Source organism: Rathayibacter sp. AY1F6 (assembly GCF_002932035.1).
Taxonomy (GTDB): domain Bacteria; phylum Actinomycetota; class Actinomycetes; order Actinomycetales; family Microbacteriaceae; genus Rathayibacter.
This window is the reverse complement of sequence record NZ_PSVD01000002.1, coordinates 254,151-271,618: the sequence shown is the minus strand read 5'-3', so window position 1 is coordinate 271,618 and position 17,468 is coordinate 254,151. Positions and strand designations below refer to the sequence as shown.

Genomic DNA, 17,468 nt, shown 5'->3' with positions numbered 1-17,468 from the left:
AGGCAGAGCCCAGCGCTGGCCGGGAGCTACGGTGCGAGCACGCCCCGGACTGAAGGAGTCACCATGCCACTCATCCGCATCGACCTGATCGAGGGCCGCTCCGACCAGCAGATCACCGCACTCGGTGACGCGCTGATGCGCACCCTCGTCGAGGTCTACGGCCTCCCGGAGCGTGACCGCTTCCAGATCGTCACCGAGCACAAGCCCGGCCGACTCACCGCCCTGGACGTCGGACTCGGCATCGAGAGGTCCGAGCAGATCGTCATCATCCAGATCTTCACCCAGACCGGCCGCAGCACCGAGGAGAAGCAGGCGTTCTTCGCCGCCCTCGCCGCCGCGCTGGACGCGATCGGCATCGACGGCGCCGACCTCGTCATCGGCTTCATCGAGAACACCGCGGCCGACTGGTCCTTCGGTTTCGGCCGAGCGCAATACATCACCGGCGAGCTCGCGGCGCCCGGGAGCGCTTGACGGTGAGGCTCGGCGGAGGAGCGCTGCCAGCGTACCTGCGGTGAGGGGGTGAGCCTCAGAGTGCGGTGAGCCGATCGAAACGCGGGAGTATTTCGGCGCTGTCGCGCGGAACGACAGTGAACCCCAGCCGCTCCAGCTCTGCCACGGCGGTCATCGGATCGTCGGACACCGCGGCGGCGAGTTGACGCTTGCGCCACCGAAGGCGACCCTCGTGAAGGGCGGCGCCCGCGCCACTGATGGTGTCGATACCGAACTCGATGATCATCATCTCCAGCACGTCCTCGAGGCACGGTCGGAACCGATGGCCGCCAGTCGGGAAGTGAACATCGCCGAATCGCGGCGGGTCACCTTTCGCTACGCGCTTCTGGTAGATCTTGCCGCGACGTCGAGCTCCTGTGGCGGCGAGGGCGTCCGTCATGTCCTGCCGCTCGGCATGCACGTTGTAGTGCGCCGAGGGGACGTCGCTGCCGCTGTCTCGGAGGTAGTCGACGGTGAAGAGCGGCCGGGCCGAGCCGCGCACGTTCACTTTGAACGTCGAGCGTTCCACAGAGACGAGGTGGCTCACCGGACTCAGGACCAGCCGATACTGGACGACGAGACGGAAGGTCTCGGTGCCCTCGATGTCCAGACGAAGCCCGAGCTCCTCGGTGGGCTCGACAGTGACGGCGACACCGCCGCCGCGCATGCGAACCACGCTGCTTTCTAGGCCGACGAGTCCGTTGGGGATGATCTTCGCGAGCATCTCCATGATTTCGAGCATGAAGTCGAAGACCTTCTCTTCGAGGTCCCCGTCGGACTGACCGCCAGGGTCAACGCTCGGCATGCTCCCGCAGGTACGTCAGGTCCTCGAGCTTGCGCAGGATCGACTGTCCCTCCTGGGACAGCTCGTACCGGTCGGCGCGCTGGCGCAGCTCATCAACCGAAGCCCCTGCGCGTGCCTCAAGTTCAGCGAGACGAGCGCTGATCTTCGAAATCGTCAGTACCTCGAGGGTGGGAACCATGCAGTCATGGTGACACGGACCCCCGTCATTCGCACTCGGACAGATTCATCGATGGCGCAGGGCTCCAGTCGAAGCGGCGATCTGCACACCTCGGTGGGTGAGGAGATGCGGACGGTGCCGGCGGGCTGACCGCTGTCAGCCGGACGGCGCTCGCTCGCCCGAAGGGCCAGCCCCCACCTGAGCACGCTCGACAAAATACCCCCGGGGGTATAATTTGGTCACGAGCTCCTACTGAAAGGGGAAGTGATGCTGCTCGAACGCTTGTACGACGACGACCTCGCCCAGGCGAGCTACCTCATCGGCTGCCAGGCCACCGGAGACGCGGTGGTCGTGGACCCGCGACGGGACGTCCAGATCTACCTCGACACCGCCGCCCGCAACGGCATGCGCATCGTCGCGGTGACCGAGACCCACATCCACGCCGACTACCTCTCCGGCACGCGCGAGCTCGCCCGCGCCACCGACGCAGAGATCTTCGTATCGGGGGAGGGCGGCGTCGACTGGCAGTACGGCTTCGACGCGACCCGGCTGCACGACGGCGACGTCATCCCCATCGGCAACCTCCGCCTGCAGGCCCGCCACACCCCGGGTCACACTCCGGAGCACCTCGTGTTCCTCGTCACCGACGGCGCCCTCACTCAAGATCCCGGCTACCTGCTCTCCGGCGACTTCGTGTTCGTCGGCGACCTCGGCCGCCCCGATCTGCTGGATGAGGCTGCGGGCGGTCAGGACACGCGGTTCCAGGGCGCTCAGGATCTCTTCGACAGCCTCAGGCGGGTCCTCCTCGCCCTTCCCGATCATGTGCAGATCCACCCCGCGCACGGCTCGGGCAGCGCCTGCGGCAAGGCGCTCGGAGCGATCGCGTCGACCACCGTCGGCTACGAGCGCCTCTACACCTGGTGGGGTCCCTACCTCGCGGCGGATGACCGGGACGGGTTCGTCCGCGAGCTGCTCGACGGGCAGCCCGACGCGCACGCCTACTTCGCCCGCATGAAGCGCGAGAACCGCGACGGCCCGGCCGTGCTCGGACCCCTGTCCGAACTGGCGGCGGTGACGTCCGAGGACGCCGCCGAGCTGCTCCGCGACGACGAGGTGATCCTGGTGGACACCCGCGCCCCGGCCGACGTGCGCGCCGGCTCGGTACCCGGTGCCCTGGCGATCCCCGTGACAGGGAAGACCGCCGCGTGGGGTGCCTGGGCGGTGGACCCGGAGCAGGAGAAGCGCCCCCTTCTTCTCCTGGTCGACGGGCCGGAGCAGGCCGATCACGTGCGCGATCACCTGATCCGCGTCGGAATCGACTCCTACGCCGGCTACCTCACCACCCTCGACGGGCTCGAGACGCGACCCTCCGCCACCATCGCCCCCGACGAGGTCGCGGACATCGAGGACGCCTTCGTGCTCGACGTGCGCGAAGCGAGCGAGTACGCCGCCGGCCACGTCCCCGGAGCGACCCGGATCGGCGCAGGACGCGTGCTGTGGGAGACCGACCGGCTCCCGAAGGACCGCACGATCATCAGCTACTGCCAGAGCGGCGCCCGCAACATCATCGCCAGCCAGGCGCTGCGCCGCGCCGGGTTCCCCGTCATCGAGATCGAGGGCAGCTACCTCGGCTACTCCCGCGCCCAGCAGAACGCCGACGCACCCACCGCCTGACACACCCTCCTCACGGCGTCCCGCCCGCCGCGCCCCACCCTGGCGCGTCCTACTCACGCGCCCGAACTCGGGCGCGGCGGGCGGACACCGGCCCGAGCGCGAGTGTCCCCTCGCCGGGCTGCCGGGCCCCGCCGCCCGGCATCTCACCCGTGCTGGCCACGGCCTACCTCTTCGCTTCCCACCATCGGCGACGCCCGCCTTCGGTGTTTCCGCGCTCTCGAAAGGGCAACCATGACGACCACTTCTTCCCCTCTCACCGTCGACTCGAGCACTCTCCAGGAGTGGGTGAGCGAGCACGAGGACCTGCTCGTCATCGACGTGCGCTCCGCAGCGGAGTTCGAGTCGCTGCACATCCGCGGCTCCTTCAACGTGCCCCTGCCGCTGCTGTCCGAGCACACCGACCAGCTCGCCGAGCGCCTCGGAAGCCGCGTCGTGCTGGCCTGCCAGTCCGGGGTCCGTGCGGAGCAGGCTCGACAGCGCCTGGCCGCGACCGGCCTCACCGGCGCCTACGTCCTCGCCGACGGAGTGCCCGGCTACGCCGCCGCCGGCGGCGACGTCGTCCGAGGCGCTGAACGATGGGCGATGGATCGCCAGGTCCGCTTCGCCGCCGGCGTCCTCGTCCTCCTGGGTCTTGTCGGCGGACGCGTCATCGGCTCTCCGCTGCGTCTGCTGCCCGACGCGATCGGCGCGGGCCTGACGTTCTCGGCCGCGGTGAACAGCTGCCCGATGGCCTCCGTCCTCGGACGACTGCCGTGGAACAAGGCCGCCGTCGAGCCGACAGCCACCGGCGCCATCACCAAGATCCCGGTCCGGAGCGCAGCCTGATGGGTCTTCTCGACCGCCTGCTCCGTCGCTCCTACAACACTGTCTCCGTCGCGCAGGCGAAGGAGCTCGTGCTCTTCGGCGCGACCCTGGTCGACGTCCGCACCGCACAGGAGTGGCGCACCGGCCACGCTGCAGGAGCCGAGCACGTGCCGCTGGACACGCTGCAGAGCACGAGCGCAGGTGTCCGGAAGGACCGTCCCGTGGTGCTCATGTGCCGATCCGGCGTCCGCTCCGCCTCCGCGTCACGTCTTCTCGCCGACCGCGGCTACACCACCCACTCCCTGCGCGGCGGGATCACCGCCTGGCGCTCCGCCGGCGAACCCCTTCGCTGAACCCTCCCAGCGAGGCATCACCCCGCTCACCACTTGAAGGAGAACCGATGAACGAGATCACCGTCATCGAAGCCGACCGTCGGCGTCCGACGAGTCATATCCTCAACGTCCGCGAGAACGACGAGGTCGCCACCGGCATGATCCCCGGCGCCCTGCATGTGCCGATGGGACAGCTGGGGCAGCGCCTCTCCGAGCTCTCGCCCACTCAGCCGATCATCGTCGTCTGCCGCAGCGGCCGCCGCAGCGCCGCCGCCGCGGCCGCACTCGCCGGCGCCGGCTTCACCGCCGACACGATGGTCGGCGGGATGGACGCCTGGACCCTCGCCGGCCTCCCCACCACCTGACTTCGGATCGATGACCGTCCACACCCTCACCACCGGCACGTTCGACGCCGAGACGACAGCGCACGACGTCGCCCTCATCAGCTACGGGGCGAGCTGGTGCGGTCCCTGCCGAGCCCTTGCGCCCGTGTTCGCGAGCCTCTCCGAGCACTACCCGTCGATCCTCTTCGCAGCCGTGGATATCGAAGCCGAACCGCTTCTCGCTCGAGCAGCCGGAATCCGGTCGATCCCTACAGTCCTCCTCCTGCGCCGCGGCGAGGTGGTGCGCCGCCACTCGGGCGTCCTCGCCGCTGCGGCCCTCGCCGACCTCGCGGAGAGTGCCCTCATCCACCCGACAATCCGGAAGAGCGCATGAGCCTCATCTCCCTCCCTCTCGGACTCCTCATCGGAGCAGTCCTCGGCCTGGTCGGCGCCGGAGGATCGATCATCGCCGTCCCTGCGCTCGTCTACGGCGTCGGTCTGTCGACCGACGTGGCCGTCCCCGCGTCCCTGATCGTGGTCGGACTGGCCGCGCTCACCGCCGTGATTCCTCGACTGCGCCGCGCGATCGACCGGCGCACCGCCGCCCTCGTCGGCGCCGCAGGAATCCCTGCCACGTGGGTCGGCTCCCAGGTCAACAAGGTCCTCGACCCGGACGTGCTGATGCTGGTCTTCGCTGCCCTCATGGTCGCTGGCGGTATCCGCATGCTCACCGCCCCACCCACCGGACACGATCACCGGGTCCGCCTCTACGCGCTCCGCGCGATCGGAGTCGGCCTGGTCGTCGGATTCCTCACGGGCCTGCTCGGCATCGGCGGGGGATTCCTCATCACCCCCGCCCTCATCCTCCTTCTCGGCCTGTCCGCCGGCACCGCGGTCGGCACCTCGCTGGTCATCATCGTGATCAACTCCCTCGCAGGCCTCAGCGCCCACCTCCCCGGTGCCACCCTCGACTGGCCCGTCATCCTCCTGTTCAGCGGCGCCGCGATCGCCGGATCCCTCATCGCCTCCCGCTACGCCTCCCGCCTCCCGGACAGAACCGTCAAGATCGTGTTCGCCGTAATGGTCCTCCTCGTCGCCGTGTTCGTCGCGTCCGTCAGCATCGCGGGACTACTCACCCGCTGACGCTCTCGCAACGGGCCGCCAAGCGATCAAGAATCGCCCACAGCCTCCACGCCGATACCCCCAGGGGTACTCTGATCCGGAAGCTACCGCGCACCCGCAGCATCAGAGCACTCGACGCGCACCTCGCGCCGCGAACAGGAAGAACGAGCATGACCGACACCGCTGGCCAACTCCACGACACGGACGCCATCCGGAAGATCGCGAACCGCCTCAAGCGCGCGCAGGGGCAGCTCACCGCCGTGATCAGCGCGGTCGAGAGCGGCGGTGACTGCCGAGACGTCGTCACCCAGCTCTCCGCCGTCTCCAGCGCTCTGGATCGGGCCGGCTTCGCGATCATCTCCACCGCCATGCGTCAATGCCTCATCACCGATGACGCGGACTCCGCCGACGACGTCGCGGCTGACGCCTCTCCGCGCAAGCTCACCGTGGAAGAGCTCGAGAAGCTCTTCCTCACCCTCGCCTGACACGCCAGACCGGGCACTTCGTGTCCGGTCATCGTGTTCATGGGGAGCGCCGCGCCGCACGTGCGGCTGGACACTTCCGCGGCCACTACTCGACGTCTGGCAAGAGGAGACGGCGTTCCAGGATGTCGGGGGCGAGGATGCTCAGGTCGGGGCGCAGCTGCTGCGCCTTCTGCTGGAAGGCCCGCGGAGCGTCGCAGGGCGCGCGGATGACGCCGGCGCCGACGCCGTCAGCCCACCCTCTAGAAGGGCCACACCGGTCGCACTTCGACGAGCCCGAAACGCGCCATCGGAGGCAATCGCGATCGCCGCGTCGAGATCATCAGCCTCGACGATGTCGAAACCGGCCACCTGCCCGGAACCGTCGATGGACGGCCCGTCGACGACGATGCGTTCCCCTCCACGCACGCGCACGGTTCTGGCGTCCTCGGCTGGTCGCAACCGGTCACCGACCGCATACGAGCCGGATGCTCGCAGCGCCTCTACCCGCTCGCCGGTGGTCCCGTCGCTCCCGGTGAACGTCGCTACGCCTAGGTCGCCGGCCAGTGACGTGGCGAAGCCGTCGTCCGTGTTCGTCGCCAGAGGCGGGCCGACGGTGCAGGCTGCGCCGTGCACCCCGTCACGACCATCAGGCATGCCGCGATCGCGACCGTGCTGCGCACTTTCGAGAACGTCCCCACCGGATCAGGCTGAGCGACGTCACCACTTTCCTGGTGGTCGCCTCTCGGCCTGAGCGACTCAGCGCCGTTCCGAAAAGGAGTGTCTGCTGCGGGTCATCAGGAAGCCCGACGGCTCCTAGGCTGACCCGATGAGTTCCCCGGCACCGACCCGCCCATTCGTGGGTGTAGCGCGCATCGCCGTCGGTGCAGCCGCGGTCGCGGTGGTCCTCCACACCTACGCGCTGAGCATCGTGGCCGGCGACCCGAATCCGTTCGACTACTTCGGCTACTTCACGAACCAGACCAGCCTCCTCGCGAGCGCGGTGCTCATCGTCGCCGGATCGGTCGCGCTCGCCCGCCGTCCGACGCCGGTGTGGCTGAGCTACGTCCGCGGCGCGGCGACGGCCTACTCGATCGTCGTCGCCGTGATCTACAACACCCTCGTACCCGGTACCGGGACGGCTCCGCCCTGGGTCAGCGCCGTCCTGCATGTGGTGCTCCCCGCGCTCGTCCTCCTCGACTGGATCGTCGTCGCCGACCGCGGACCGCTCTCCTGGCGCCGGCTGTGGGTGGTCCTGCCCTACCCGATCGTCTGGGTCGTCGTCGTGCTCGTCCGCGGAGCGACCGACGGGTGGGTGCCGTACGGTTTCCTGCTCCCCGAGAACGGAATGCCGTCGCTCGTCCTGCACGTCGCCGGGCTGACCTGCGCGGTGCTCCTCGCGGGCGCGCTCGTCTGGGCACTGAGCCGACGCCGCAGATCGGCCGGTTGATGTCCTGTTCTCCGTCGCCGTGAATCATGAGGCGTGCTGATTCCAGACGTCGGGCGCGTCACCTCTCGTGCGCCGCGGCTCGGCCGCAGCGGGCTCTGATCACGCGCGACACGAGATCGATGACCAGCAACCCCGACATCATTTCAGTCTCGCGAACCCGAGCGCCTTGTGCGCGTCCCGTATGGGGATCGTCGAGCGATCACCTGAACGCCGATTCGTGGACCGACGCACGCCGCATCGCGACGGCGGGACGATAGAACCCCTGGGAGCCGCCGTCTCTCACCATTCGTCGCCCAGCTTGCGGAGCCGGTTGTCCTCCGGCAGGGTCTGGCGCGAGAAGTCGTGCAGAACGTCGGACGACGCATGTCACAGTCACGATCAACGCCGCAGCAGTCGTCAACGTCATCCATGTCGGCTGAACGGTCGAACCGTCCGAGCACAGCGGGTTCCAGAGGAACCCCTCTCCCGTCAGGCTGCCTCCGCCGCGGGTCCGGCACGTCTCGCTCGGGTCCCACATGTAGATGGAGGCAACCGCTCCCATGACGGCTGCGAGACCGCCGAAGACCAAGGCGAGAACGACGGGCGTCGCTGCACTCGGTCGCGGGGGCTCTCCAACGGTCATCGGGACATCATGCACTGCACTCCACGGGATCGATCAAGAACCGGAACAACAGAGGCGGCTGCGAGCGCCCCGCAGGGAGGTCATCGCGCAGCGACAGAGGACTTCAGCACTTCACCGACACGCAGAATCTCGTCCGAAGGGAAGCGGAACGGGTTGAGGGAGAGCAGGTCATCCGCCGTCATCCCCGCTCCTCCCTTTCTCGTGAGGTTGGCGCGACCGGATGGAGTGGCCGCAGTTCCCTCAGGGGCCACAGCGCATTGCTCGTGGCCGGGCTCGTGGATGAGCCCAGAGAGCGCGGACGCCCTTTCGTCGTCGCGGGAGCGACGATCGCGGCTGCAGCCGTTCTCTGCGCTCCCGTGTACGACGCCGGTCTAGCCGTCCTCCGGACCGAGGGGGACGTGCCGACAGCTGCTCTCGGTGCGCCCGCCCGACGCGATGATCCCGAACAGCTGTCGAGCCAGCTCGGAACGACGCCGCAAGCGCGCATCAGCTACGGGCAGCGGTATGTCTTCGCGAAGTCGGTTGCCGTGAACTGCCTTCCCTCGGTCATGGAGTTCAGTGACGGGCAGATGTCGTTGTTGTGCGCCGCCGCTACGAAGGGGGTCGCTGCTTGTGGGACGCAGCCGTAGTCCTGGTCGGGCTGGTCGAGGATGCGCAGCTGACCCGTCTCCCCGGCGGCGAGGTGAAGATCGGACCAGGAGCAGGACCAGGTGAGTGAGGCTCCGGTGTCGTTGGTGATGCTGACGTAGTGGGAAGGGCCATGCACTCCGAACAGCAGATCACCTACCCACAGAACCGCGGCCGCCACGACGGCTAGAGCGCCCAGCGCGATCGACAGTCTCACCGACCGTCGTTGGCGGGGTGGCGTCTGCCGGTCCGGCGAGAGCCCGCTCGGATCCCAACTGTCTAGACCTTCAACCACGGCGTCTCCCCTCAATGGGCGAGAAACGGCCTCGACCGCTGCCCAGCTCGAGTCCGCCCACGGGAGAAGAGTAGGCGTGATGCGGCTCTCACCACGAGGAGCAACCGGCTCGCGACCGAGAGCGTCCGCAAGGCGATCGTTCACAGACGCATTGCGGGACCGGCGATGTTCGTTCGTGAAGTTTGAGACGAAACCGTGCTCTGAGGGCATTCACTACTGAGGGGGTGATGTCGGATGGTCGGTGCTGCTGAGGTGACGCTGGTAAATCGTCTTCGCGGCGGTGACCCTTCGGCGCTGGATGCTCTCTTCCGGATGCACGGCCGCGCGGTCTACCGGGCCGCGGGAAGCTTCCTCGCGGACGCCGGTCATGCCGAGGACGTCGTGCAGGAGAGCTTCTTCCTGCTCTGGCAGCGCCGCTCGGGCGTGCGCATCGTGGGGGAGTCGGTGCTGCCCTGGCTGCTGGTCACGGTACGCAACCTCAGCTTCTCGACCAACCGCCGCGAGCAGCGCCGACGCCACCTGCCCCTCTCCGACGACACCGCCTCTCGCGGCGTCGACGCGGAGACGAGCGACCGGCTGCTCGACGTGCGGCGTCTGGTCGAGCAGATGAGCGCGACGGACCGGGCGATCTGGACGGCGTGCATCGAGGACGACCTCAGCTACAGCGATGCCGCTCGCTCCCTCGGCCTGTCCCACGGGACTGTCCGCAACCGCCTCTCGCGGGTGCGGACATCACTGGCGAGAACCCTGACGGAACGGACAGAAGACCATGGACGATCCTGACCTGAGCGACGAGCAGCTCGAGCGCATCAGCGCACGCCTCGCGCACCGCATCCGCCGCCGCCGACGTCTCGGCCAGGCCGCGGCGGTGACCCTCGCCGGCATCGCGGGCGCGATTCTCAGCGTCGCTGTCCTCACGGCGGTGACGACGGAGCGCGGCACTCCGGTCGCAGCGCCCGTCACCTGCTGGGAACAGGACGGGCAGGGCGTCGCCCTGTCGGGCGAGATTCAGACGCCCGCGAAGCAGTCCACTGCGTCGCTCGCAGCGGCGTGTGCTGCGCTCGCTGGGACCGACGCAGACGGGACGGACGCCGCCTTGTTCTCCCTCGCAGGAACGCAGGTGTGCCAAAAGGGCGGCCGGATCGAGATATTCACGGGACTGACCACCGCGGTCGACTGCACCAACCCGCCCGCGACGCAGACCGGAGTGGACCAGTGACCGTCAGGCGGGCGAGAGTCCTCCCCCTCATAATCCTCTGCCTCTCCGCGGCGCTCCTCGCCAGTGGATGCGCGACGAGCGCCAGCAGCCCCGGGTCGCCGTCGACGGCGCAGCTGCCGGGTGAACTGCTCAGCGCCGAAGACGCGACCAAGCCCGTCTACGAGACCACCGCTGTCATCGGCGATCAAGGATCAGGCGGATGGCTGCTCGATCACCCCGTCAGCCTTCGCATCACCGGCACCGACGGCCGGTCGCAGCTCAGCGTCGACGGTCCCTGCAACACGCTCACCTACGACCTCCAGTCCGCCGGCCTGCAGACCTCCGTATGGGTGGTCACCGGAGGCCCCGCGACGACGTACGTCGGCTGCCTCGACGCCGCCGACGAACGAGAGCAGTGGCTCATGGACGTGCTGGGCGCCGAGGCCGTCAGCCTCACCCAGACCTCCACGACGATGCGCATCCGCTCCGGCCCCGTCACCATCGACGCCACCGCCAGCACGACCCCCATCTCCACCGAGACGCCTGCCGAACCAACAGAGATGACGGAGTCCCTGACACCCACCGTCCCGACGGAGGGCCCACCGGGCACCCCCATCGCCACCGCCGCCTCTGAGGGGCCGATCATCGACGTCCAGCAGCTGACGAACCCGGCGCTCGACCTGGCTAACGGCACCGGAGTCCAGCTCTCGACGCTCAGTGCGGAGGAGAAGAAGCAGTACCCGATCTACGCGGTCGGAACAACGTACGAGGAGCTCGCCGCTTATGACCCCGCTCTCGCGGACCACTACTGGGTCGCACAGGACGAGCCGGTCTGGGCGCTGACCGTGCACGCGCCCGCGGAGAGAACAGACGTGCCCTATGGCTTCGACCTCCATCGGGTGGACGTCTTCACCGCCGTCTACGACGGGATCAGCGGAGAGCTCCTGACGTCACAGGGCGATGTCGACCTCGCGTCTCTCGGTGCGCCCGGCGAGCTGATCACCGCCGGGTCGATCCTTAGTTACCGTCCGTATGGGAATCCCCAAACGGGACGCCAGAGGCGATGCGGATGAGGCGAAGCGCGCGATTGCTTGGTGGCGCGCTCGCTACGCTCACGTGATGGTCGGCCTCTCGCAGTGGCGCCGGCGAGCTGACGCTCGCCGTTCGCGCCGCGCCCGGTTCCGGGTTCTGCTCGCTGAGGTTTGTGGTGAGTGCTCGCACCCCTGGGTGGAGCACCTCGCGGACGCCGGCCTGGTCGGCAGCCCCGTGTGCTCGGAGTGCGTCTACGAGCTCGAGCATGGGTTCAGTAGCGGACCGATTTGTCACCGACCGGTTCCGATCGATGTGTTGAGTCGCGCTGATGCCGCTGCGGCGGCGGCAGGGCAGGGCGGCAGTGATCAATTGGTCGGAGGAGGCCAGATGCGGGTCGCAAAAGAAGACCTTGACGCCTCATGTCAGCGTCCGGCGAGAGTGGTCAGCAGGTCCTGGATGCTCGTCTTCTCGACAACCGGGTCGGGGCTGCCGGCGCGGACGGAGGAGAGAACGGGGTCGATCTGCTGGTCGACGTAGGTCCACGTCTGGCAGTTCGCGGCGCTCAGTGCGGGCTCCGCGTCGTCCCAGGCGGTCTCAAGGTCGGTGGCGCGGGCTTTCGCGCCGGCCTGATCGCCGCTGGTGACGAGGGCGAGGGTGTCGGCGGTGATCGTCTGGAAGTTCTGCACGTCGGCGGAGGGGAAGTCGGTCTGAACGGATGCCTTCGCGTCAGCTGCGGACAGCGTTCCCGACGCATCGCAGGCCGGGGCTGCGCCTTCCGGTGCCGGACTGGTGTGCGGCTGGCTGTTGGTGAAGGCGAGCAGCCCGACGACGGCGACGGCGAGGACCGCGAAGGCGACGAGTGAACGGCGTTCGCGGGCGACTGGCGTGGTGTAGTGCTCGGATGCGCCCTTGTCGACATCGGCCTTGCTGAGGGAGAGGTAGACGACGGTGGCGAGGATCGCGAGCAGGAAGATGATGCTGGTGACGAAGGTGCCGAGCCCGAGGCCCTGCTCGTCGGGGGACAGGCCGAGCCAGTCGCCGATATTGGCGCCGAGGGGGCGGGTGAGGATGTAGGCGATCCAGAACGCGAGGACCGGGTTCGCGCCGTAGCGCCAGAGGCCGGTGACGATCGCGAGCAGCGTGAGGGGCAGGAGGATCGAGACGCCAGGGCCCCAGCCGGTGAGCTCGAGAGTCCAGTCGCCGAGGGCGGTGCCGAGCGCGAAGGTGACCAGGACGGTGACCCAATAGAACGCCTCCCGCGGGGTGGTGTCGATGCTGTGGATCGAGAGGGTGCGCTCCTTCGAATACCAGACGCCGAACACGATCACGAGCAGCAGCGAGAAGACGAGGGAGCTGGCCCAGAGAGGCACTCCGAGCTGGTCGGTGAGGATGTCGGTGAGCAGGGTGCCGGTGACGCTCATCACCACGACAGTCAGCCAGTACGCGGCGGGCACGTAGCGTCGCAGCCGCATCTGCACGGCGAGCACGACCGCGGTGACGATGATGAAGATCACAGCCGTCGCGATGAGGCCGACGCCGAGGACCATGTTGATCCAGTCGGCGAAGCTCTCACCGACCGTGGTGCAGAGGATCTTGATGATCCAGAACCAGATCGTGACCTCGGGGACCTTGCTGAGCAGCCGCCGGCCGCGGGACGGTGCTGCCGTCGTTGAGATGTCCATGCCCGCAGAGTCCCAGCCGGGACGTGGGCGGCGGCTCGGGATGCGCCGTGCTGCGTTGTGTTTGCTCACAACGACCCGAAGCTCCGCGGTTCGACCAGGTCGGTACCGAGCCGATGGGCTCAGGTTCTGTGCTTTCACAACGGATGCGGGGGAATCCTCCGCACCCGGAGCCCGCGCATTCGTAGCGTGGACTCCTCCGGCGTGCTGCGCGCCGAGCGAGGAGGACGGAACTGATGCCGAACAGCGGACCCCTGGCCGATGGTGCGATCGCCTATCGGGCGGCGCGACGCTGGCCGCTGATCTCGGCGGGCCTCGCGGTGCTGCTCACGGGACTTCTGGCCGCGCTGATCTTCTACCGGGAGCACGACAAGCCGTTCGGGTTCGACACCGCCTGGATGAACGAGATCATCGAGCACCGGTCCACGTTCTGGCTGGTCCCGTCGCTGGTGATGAACAGCCTCGGCGGCGGGATCCTCGGGACGATCGTGATTCCTCTGGTCGTCTTCGCGGCGCTGCTGCTCTGGCGCGGTCGCTGGGCTGCGACGTACTTCGCGATCGCCGCGCCGCTCAGCGGGCTGCTGGTGCAGATCCTCAAGAACGCGGTCGGGCGTCCACGGCCGCTGGAGATCCTCGTGAACGCCGACTTCGGCTCCTTCCCCTCCGGACACAGCGCGAACGCGGCCACGACCGCGGTGGTCCTCGCGATCGTCTTCCCCCTGTGGTGGGTCCGGATCGCCGGTGCCCTCTACACGGTGGCAATGATGCTCAGCCGCACCTACCTCGGTGCGCACTGGATCTCCGACACCGTCGGCGGGCTGCTCCTGGGCGCCGGGGTGGCGTTGATCGTCTGGGCGCCGCTCGCGGTCAGGCTGCACACCGAACGTGCTGCATCACCGTCGTTCCGTTGGCGGCGCTTCTCCGGGCACCGTCCGACCAGATGACGGCGGAAGGCAGCGGGCAGCGCTGCCGGTGAGCGGGTCGCTGTGCGCTTGTTCAACGGACCCGGCGAAGCCCCCAGCCCCGGGTGCCGCAGACTGCCCGACCATGGCGGCATGACGCATCTCACCGATCAGCGCCGCCCTCCGCTCCCTCGGATCCGCTCCCGCCTCCTCGCCGGCCGCTACGCCGCCTCGACGGTGCCCGAGGCGACGGCGCTGTTCTGGGTCCTCAAGGTGCTGACGACGGGGATGGGCGAGACGGCGTCGGACTTCCTCGCGACCGCGTTCGACCCGGTGATCGTTGTCGGAGTGACCGGGCTCGCGTTCCTCGCCGCGCTGGCGCTGCAGTTCGCAGCCCGCCGGTACGTCCCCTGGGTGTACTGGCTGGCGGTGCTGATGGTGAGTGTCTTCGGCACGATGGCCGCCGACGTGCTGCACGTGGTCGCCGGTGTCCCGTACCTCGTCTCCACCCTCGGGTTCGCGGTGGCTCTCGCGGCGGTCTTCCTCGTGTGGTGGCGGGTGGAGCGGACGCTGTCGATCCACTCGATCACGACGCCGCGCCGGGCCGCGTTCTACTGGCTCGCCGTCTCGGGGACGTTCGCACTCGGCACCGCAGCGGGCGACCTGACCGCGTCGACCCTCGGCTTCGGCTACCTGCCCTCCGCCGTCCTGTTCGCGGCGATCATCGCGATCCCCGCTCTCGCACACCGGTTCACGGGGCGGAACGCGGTCCTCGCGTTCTGGGCCGCCTACGTCGTCACGCGACCGCTCGGCGCCTCGGTCTGCGACTGGCTCGCGGATCCCGTCGCCCAGAAGGGCCTGGGCCTGGGCACCGGCCCGGTCACGCTCGCGGCCCTCGGGGTGTTCCTGCTGCTGGTCGCGGTGATCGCGCTCCGCCGACCGCGCGCGGCCGTCACGGCGACCCCCTGAGCGCTGGGCTCAGGCGTCGCGTCCGGCGCGGTTCTTCTGCCGCCAGTAGGTGAGGGCGATGCCGGCGAGGCTGATCACGACGATGCCGACGAGGACGATGTCGATGTACTTCCCCACGAAGTCCGCGACGCCGGGGATCTGCCCGAGGAAGAAGCCGAGGAGGATCACGCCGGTGGACCAGACGGCGGCGCCGAGGGCGTTGAAGCCGACGAAGTGGCCGTAGTGCATCTTCCCGACGCCCGCGGCGACGGGGGCGAAGGTGCGCACGACCGGCACGAAGCGGGCGATGGTGACCGCCCAGCCGCCGAACCGGTCGAAGAACGACTGGGTGCGGGCGACGCTCGAGCGGCTGAAGAGCCCGCTGTCCTTGCGCTCGAAGATCCGCGGCCCGCTCGCGCGGCCGATGACGAACGCGAGCTGGTCGCCGAGGAACGCGGCGGCGGCGACCATCAGGATCACCAGCGGCACCGGCAGGGAGATCACGCCGGTCGCGACGAAGACACCGGTGAAGAAGAGGAGGGTGTCACCGGGGAGGAAGAACCCGATCAGCAGGCCCGTCTCGACGAAGGCGATCAGGCAGACCAGGGCGATCGCCCAGGGGCCGGCGCCGTCGAGGAGGGATTGGGCGTCGATCATCGGTTCTCCTTGCGAGAGGTCGGGTGGGGCTGCGTCGCGGGGATGCGGACGTCGACACCGAGGCCGTGGGGGGCGAGGTTGCGGAGTCGGAGCTCGCCGCCGGCGGCGCGGCTGAGACCGGCGACGATCGCGAGCCCGAGGCCGGCGCCGCCGTCGCGGGAGCGGGCGGCATCCGGGCGGGTGAAACGGTCAGTCGCGACCGCGAGGAACGCGTCAGGAACGCCCGGGCCGTCGTCGTCGACGGAGACGACGATCTCTTCGGCGCGCTCGACGAGGGTCGCGCTGACGCTGCCGCCGTCGGGCGTCGCAGTGACGGCGTTCGCGAGCAGGTTGTCCAGGATCCGGCCGAAATCGGTCGGGGAGATCGGGTACCGGGCGGCGACGATCGAGGCGGGGGCGACGAAGTCGATCGCGAGGTCCCGCTCGCGGGCGAGCATCCGGGCGCGGTCGACGCTGTCGGCTACCTCCTCCCGCAGAGCCGCCGAGGAGGCGTCGCCGGTAGCGATGCCCGCGTCGATCCTCGACAGGATCAGCAGCCCGTCCGTCAGGGACTGCAGGCGGTCGATCGAGCGGCGCGCGTCGACGACATCGGCGTAGAGAGCCGCCGGATCGTCACGGACCCGCTCAGCGAGCTCGAGCCGGGTGCGCAGCGCGGCGAGCGGGGTGCGCAGCTCGTGGCTCGCGTCGGCGACGAGCCGCCGCTCCCGGTCCGCCGACTCCCGCAGGTCCGCGATCAGCGCGTTCAGGGTCGAGGCGAGGTCGGAGAGCTCGTCGCGGGCGGGCCCGACCGGGAGCAGCTCGGTGGAGCGTCCCTGGCGCAGCCGGTCGGCGATCGCGCGCATCCTGCCGACGGGGCGCAGCGCGAGGCCGACCAGGACCCAGGACGTCACAGCGAACGCGACGAACAGGATCGCGAGGGCGATCAGGAGCGTCGTGCTGACGCCGCCGACGACGGCCTCGGCGGTGTCGCGGCTCTCCTCGATCAGCGCCTGCGACGCTCCCGAGCGGACCAGCTCGATCGTGGAGGCATCGAGGATGTGATCGAGCTGCTCGCGCACGACGACCGCGACGATCCCGAAGAACAGCATCGCGACCAGCAGGCTCGACACCGTGATCCGCACCCGGATCGACAGGGACCGCCAGCTCACGGCGTCACCCCGAGGCGATAGCCCGCACCCCGTCGGGTGAGGATCTCGACCGACGCCCCGCCCGCGGCCAGCTTGCGGCGGAGGTAGCTGATGTACTGCTCCGCGATGTTGTGGTCCACGAACTCCGCCGACCCCCACACCTCGAGCAGGATCTCCTCCCGCGGCACGAAGTCCCCGGCGCGCGCCGCGAGCGCGCGGAGGACGCCGAACTCCTTGGGGCTCAGAGGCAGGACGGCGCCGTCGACCGTCGCGGCGTGCGCGTAGGGGTCGACGCGCAGATTTCCCAGCACGACCGGTGCCCGGTTCGTGAGGTGCTCTCTGCGGATCATCGCTCGGAGGCGGGCGGAGAGCTCCTCGAAGTGGAACGGTTTCGCGAGGTAGTCGTCGGCGCCCGCGTCGAGGCCGAACACGCGGTCCTGCAGGGCGTCGCGGGCGGTGAGCATGATCACCGGGAGCGTGGCACCGCTCGCGCGCAGGTGCCGGCAGATCTCGAAGCCACTCATCCCCGGGAGCATCACGTCGAGGATCGCCGCGGAGTAGTCCGCTTCGCGCGCCGAATTGAGCGCGTCGACCCCGTTCGAGAACAGGTCGACGTCGTAGCCGTCGCCGGTGAGGCCCCGCTTGATGAGCTCGCCCATCTCGACGTCGTCTTCGACGACCATCACCGCGTCACGCATCCAGGCCTCCTACGGTCATGCTCGCACCCGTGGCGCGGCGGAACCGGCCTACTCCGCGGAGATATG

Annotated in this window: 22 protein-coding genes; 14 read left to right on the top strand and 8 right to left on the bottom strand. The window is 69.1% G+C overall.

The window, feature by feature from the left end:
- The first annotated feature begins 63 nt into the window (after positions 1–63).
- Entirely contained in the window at positions 64–471 is a 408-nt protein-coding gene (locus C5C44_RS03380; RefSeq protein WP_104268952.1) for a tautomerase family protein, read from the top strand.
- A gap of 55 nt (positions 472–526) precedes the next feature.
- Here C5C44_RS03380 and C5C44_RS03375 read toward each other — a convergent pair whose 3' ends face one another.
- Positions 527–1,294: a hypothetical protein gene (locus C5C44_RS03375; RefSeq protein ID WP_104273010.1), complete on the bottom strand. Its 768-nt coding sequence runs from the start codon at positions 1,292–1,294 to the stop codon at positions 527–529.
- The gene (locus C5C44_RS03370) at positions 1,281–1,472 is read right to left on the bottom strand and encodes a hypothetical protein (RefSeq protein ID WP_104268950.1); all 192 of its coding nucleotides are present in this window, start codon (positions 1,470–1,472) and stop codon (positions 1,281–1,283) included. The genes C5C44_RS03375 and C5C44_RS03370 overlap by 14 nt, the downstream gene beginning before the upstream one ends.
- A gap of 246 nt (positions 1,473–1,718) precedes the next feature.
- Between C5C44_RS03370 and C5C44_RS03365 the strand changes: the two genes are divergently transcribed.
- The 7 genes from C5C44_RS03365 (at position 1,719) to C5C44_RS03335 (ending at position 6,191) form a co-directional block, all read left to right on the top strand.
- A complete protein-coding gene (locus C5C44_RS03365) occupies positions 1,719–3,125 on the top strand; it encodes a rhodanese-like domain-containing protein (RefSeq protein ID WP_104335292.1) in 1,407 nt (468 codons plus the stop codon).
- Between the two features lie 231 nt (positions 3,126–3,356).
- Complete coding sequence (locus tag C5C44_RS03360; protein WP_104335291.1) at positions 3,357–3,950, top strand: rhodanese-like domain-containing protein; 594 nt, start codon at positions 3,357–3,359, stop codon at positions 3,948–3,950.
- Positions 3,950–4,282 (top strand): rhodanese-like domain-containing protein, encoded by a 333-nt coding sequence (locus tag C5C44_RS03355; RefSeq protein WP_104335290.1) that lies wholly within the window; start codon positions 3,950–3,952, stop codon positions 4,280–4,282. The genes C5C44_RS03360 and C5C44_RS03355 overlap by 1 nt, the downstream gene beginning before the upstream one ends.
- Positions 4,283–4,329: 47 nt before the next feature.
- Positions 4,330–4,626 (top strand): rhodanese-like domain-containing protein, encoded by a 297-nt coding sequence (locus C5C44_RS03350; RefSeq protein WP_104335289.1) that lies wholly within the window; start codon positions 4,330–4,332, stop codon positions 4,624–4,626.
- 10 nt (positions 4,627–4,636) lie between these two features.
- Complete coding sequence (locus tag C5C44_RS03345) at positions 4,637–4,978, top strand: co-chaperone YbbN (protein WP_104335288.1); 342 nt, start codon at positions 4,637–4,639, stop codon at positions 4,976–4,978.
- Complete coding sequence (locus C5C44_RS03340; protein WP_104335287.1) at positions 4,975–5,727, top strand: sulfite exporter TauE/SafE family protein; 753 nt, start codon at positions 4,975–4,977, stop codon at positions 5,725–5,727. Before C5C44_RS03345 ends, C5C44_RS03340 begins: the two co-directional genes overlap by 4 nt.
- 149 nt (positions 5,728–5,876) lie before the next feature.
- Positions 5,877–6,191, top strand: coding sequence for a metal-sensitive transcriptional regulator (locus C5C44_RS03335; RefSeq protein ID WP_104268943.1), 315 nt, complete (start codon positions 5,877–5,879; stop codon positions 6,189–6,191).
- Between the two features lie 141 nt (positions 6,192–6,332).
- Here the strand turns inward: C5C44_RS03335 and C5C44_RS03330 are convergent, their stop codons facing one another.
- Positions 6,333–6,824 carry a YciI family protein gene (locus C5C44_RS03330; RefSeq protein ID WP_104335286.1) on the bottom strand — a complete coding sequence of 164 codons (492 nt, stop codon included), beginning with the start codon at positions 6,822–6,824 and terminating at the stop codon, positions 6,333–6,335.
- Positions 6,825–7,026: 202 nt separating this feature from the next.
- Between C5C44_RS03330 and C5C44_RS03325 the strand changes: the two genes are divergently transcribed.
- The gene (locus C5C44_RS03325) at positions 7,027–7,617 is read left to right on the top strand and encodes a Pr6Pr family membrane protein (RefSeq protein ID WP_258066641.1); all 591 of its coding nucleotides are present in this window, start codon (positions 7,027–7,029) and stop codon (positions 7,615–7,617) included.
- Positions 7,618–8,729: 1,112 nt separating this feature from the next.
- On the opposite strand, the gene C5C44_RS03320 is transcribed toward C5C44_RS03325, so the two are convergent.
- Positions 8,730–9,005: a hypothetical protein gene (locus tag C5C44_RS03320; RefSeq protein WP_146076568.1), complete on the bottom strand. Its 276-nt coding sequence runs from the start codon at positions 9,003–9,005 to the stop codon at positions 8,730–8,732.
- A gap of 390 nt (positions 9,006–9,395) precedes the next feature.
- On the opposite strand from C5C44_RS03320, the gene C5C44_RS03315 reads away from it, so the two are divergent.
- The 3 genes from C5C44_RS03315 to C5C44_RS03305 are packed head-to-tail and all read left to right on the top strand — an operon-like array spanning position 9,396 to position 11,432.
- Positions 9,396–9,944, top strand: a complete 549-nt coding sequence (locus C5C44_RS03315) for an RNA polymerase sigma factor (RefSeq protein ID WP_104308041.1) — start codon at positions 9,396–9,398, stop codon at positions 9,942–9,944.
- Complete coding sequence (locus tag C5C44_RS03310; RefSeq protein WP_104260259.1) at positions 9,931–10,380, top strand: hypothetical protein; 450 nt, start codon at positions 9,931–9,933, stop codon at positions 10,378–10,380. Before C5C44_RS03315 ends, C5C44_RS03310 begins: the two co-directional genes overlap by 14 nt.
- Positions 10,377–11,432, top strand: coding sequence for a hypothetical protein (locus C5C44_RS03305; RefSeq protein ID WP_104335284.1), 1,056 nt, complete (start codon positions 10,377–10,379; stop codon positions 11,430–11,432). The genes C5C44_RS03310 and C5C44_RS03305 overlap by 4 nt, the downstream gene beginning before the upstream one ends.
- Before the next feature lie 381 nt (positions 11,433–11,813).
- Here C5C44_RS03305 and C5C44_RS03300 read toward each other — a convergent pair whose 3' ends face one another.
- Positions 11,814–13,073, bottom strand: coding sequence for a hypothetical protein (locus tag C5C44_RS03300; protein WP_104226509.1), 1,260 nt, complete (start codon positions 13,071–13,073; stop codon positions 11,814–11,816).
- Positions 13,074–13,306: 233 nt separating this feature from the next.
- On the opposite strand from C5C44_RS03300, the gene C5C44_RS03295 reads away from it, so the two are divergent.
- Together C5C44_RS03295 and C5C44_RS03290 are read left to right on the top strand one after the other, a co-directional pair.
- Positions 13,307–14,014 carry a phosphatase PAP2 family protein gene (locus tag C5C44_RS03295; RefSeq protein ID WP_104233955.1) on the top strand — a complete coding sequence of 236 codons (708 nt, stop codon included), beginning with the start codon at positions 13,307–13,309 and terminating at the stop codon, positions 14,012–14,014.
- Between the two features lie 111 nt (positions 14,015–14,125).
- Positions 14,126–14,941 (top strand): hypothetical protein, encoded by an 816-nt coding sequence (locus C5C44_RS03290; RefSeq protein WP_104223241.1) that lies wholly within the window; start codon positions 14,126–14,128, stop codon positions 14,939–14,941.
- 9 nt (positions 14,942–14,950) lie between these two features.
- On the opposite strand, the gene C5C44_RS03285 is transcribed toward C5C44_RS03290, so the two are convergent.
- The 3 genes from C5C44_RS03285 to C5C44_RS03275 are packed head-to-tail and all read right to left on the bottom strand — an operon-like array spanning position 14,951 to position 17,402.
- Complete coding sequence (locus C5C44_RS03285) at positions 14,951–15,577, bottom strand: DedA family protein (RefSeq protein WP_104335283.1); 627 nt, start codon at positions 15,575–15,577, stop codon at positions 14,951–14,953.
- Positions 15,574–16,725, bottom strand: a complete 1,152-nt coding sequence (locus tag C5C44_RS03280; RefSeq protein ID WP_104335282.1) for a cell wall metabolism sensor histidine kinase WalK — start codon at positions 16,723–16,725, stop codon at positions 15,574–15,576. The genes C5C44_RS03285 and C5C44_RS03280 overlap by 4 nt, the downstream gene beginning before the upstream one ends.
- The gene (locus C5C44_RS03275; RefSeq protein ID WP_104223238.1) at positions 16,722–17,402 is read right to left on the bottom strand and encodes a response regulator transcription factor; all 681 of its coding nucleotides are present in this window, start codon (positions 17,400–17,402) and stop codon (positions 16,722–16,724) included. The genes C5C44_RS03280 and C5C44_RS03275 overlap by 4 nt, the downstream gene beginning before the upstream one ends.
- Positions 17,403–17,468 lie beyond the last annotated feature (66 nt).

Bases quoted from the DNA above. Each gene is read 5' to 3' on its own strand.
- C5C44_RS03355 (WP_104335290.1), top strand. From the start codon at position 3,950: ATGGGTCTTCTCGACCGCCTGCTCCGTCGCTCCTACAACACTGTCTCC.
- C5C44_RS03315 (WP_104308041.1), top strand. From the start codon at position 9,396: ATGGTCGGTGCTGCTGAGGTGACGCTGGTAAATCGTCTTCGCGGCGGT.
- C5C44_RS03370 (WP_104268950.1), bottom strand. From the start codon at position 1,472: ATGGTTCCCACCCTCGAGGTACTGACGATTTCGAAGATCAGCGCTCGT.
- C5C44_RS03380 (WP_104268952.1), top strand. From the start codon at position 64: ATGCCACTCATCCGCATCGACCTGATCGAGGGCCGCTCCGACCAGCAG.
- C5C44_RS03290 (WP_104223241.1), top strand. From the start codon at position 14,126: ATGACGCATCTCACCGATCAGCGCCGCCCTCCGCTCCCTCGGATCCGC.
- C5C44_RS03340 (WP_104335287.1), top strand. From the start codon at position 4,975: ATGAGCCTCATCTCCCTCCCTCTCGGACTCCTCATCGGAGCAGTCCTC.
- C5C44_RS03310 (WP_104260259.1), top strand. From the start codon at position 9,931: ATGGACGATCCTGACCTGAGCGACGAGCAGCTCGAGCGCATCAGCGCA.
- C5C44_RS03350 (WP_104335289.1), top strand. From the start codon at position 4,330: ATGAACGAGATCACCGTCATCGAAGCCGACCGTCGGCGTCCGACGAGT.
- C5C44_RS03275 (WP_104223238.1), bottom strand. From the start codon at position 17,402: ATGCGTGACGCGGTGATGGTCGTCGAAGACGACGTCGAGATGGGCGAG.
- C5C44_RS03330 (WP_104335286.1), bottom strand. From the start codon at position 6,824: ATGCCTGATGGTCGTGACGGGGTGCACGGCGCAGCCTGCACCGTCGGC.
- C5C44_RS03375 (WP_104273010.1), bottom strand. From the start codon at position 1,294: ATGCCGAGCGTTGACCCTGGCGGTCAGTCCGACGGGGACCTCGAAGAG.
- C5C44_RS03365 (WP_104335292.1), top strand. From the start codon at position 1,719: ATGCTGCTCGAACGCTTGTACGACGACGACCTCGCCCAGGCGAGCTAC.
- C5C44_RS03295 (WP_104233955.1), top strand. From the start codon at position 13,307: ATGCCGAACAGCGGACCCCTGGCCGATGGTGCGATCGCCTATCGGGCG.
- C5C44_RS03345 (WP_104335288.1), top strand. From the start codon at position 4,637: ATGACCGTCCACACCCTCACCACCGGCACGTTCGACGCCGAGACGACA.
- C5C44_RS03360 (WP_104335291.1), top strand. From the start codon at position 3,357: ATGACGACCACTTCTTCCCCTCTCACCGTCGACTCGAGCACTCTCCAG.
- C5C44_RS03300 (WP_104226509.1), bottom strand. From the start codon at position 13,073: ATGGACATCTCAACGACGGCAGCACCGTCCCGCGGCCGGCGGCTGCTC.
- C5C44_RS03285 (WP_104335283.1), bottom strand. From the start codon at position 15,577: ATGATCGACGCCCAATCCCTCCTCGACGGCGCCGGCCCCTGGGCGATC.
- C5C44_RS03335 (WP_104268943.1), top strand. From the start codon at position 5,877: ATGACCGACACCGCTGGCCAACTCCACGACACGGACGCCATCCGGAAG.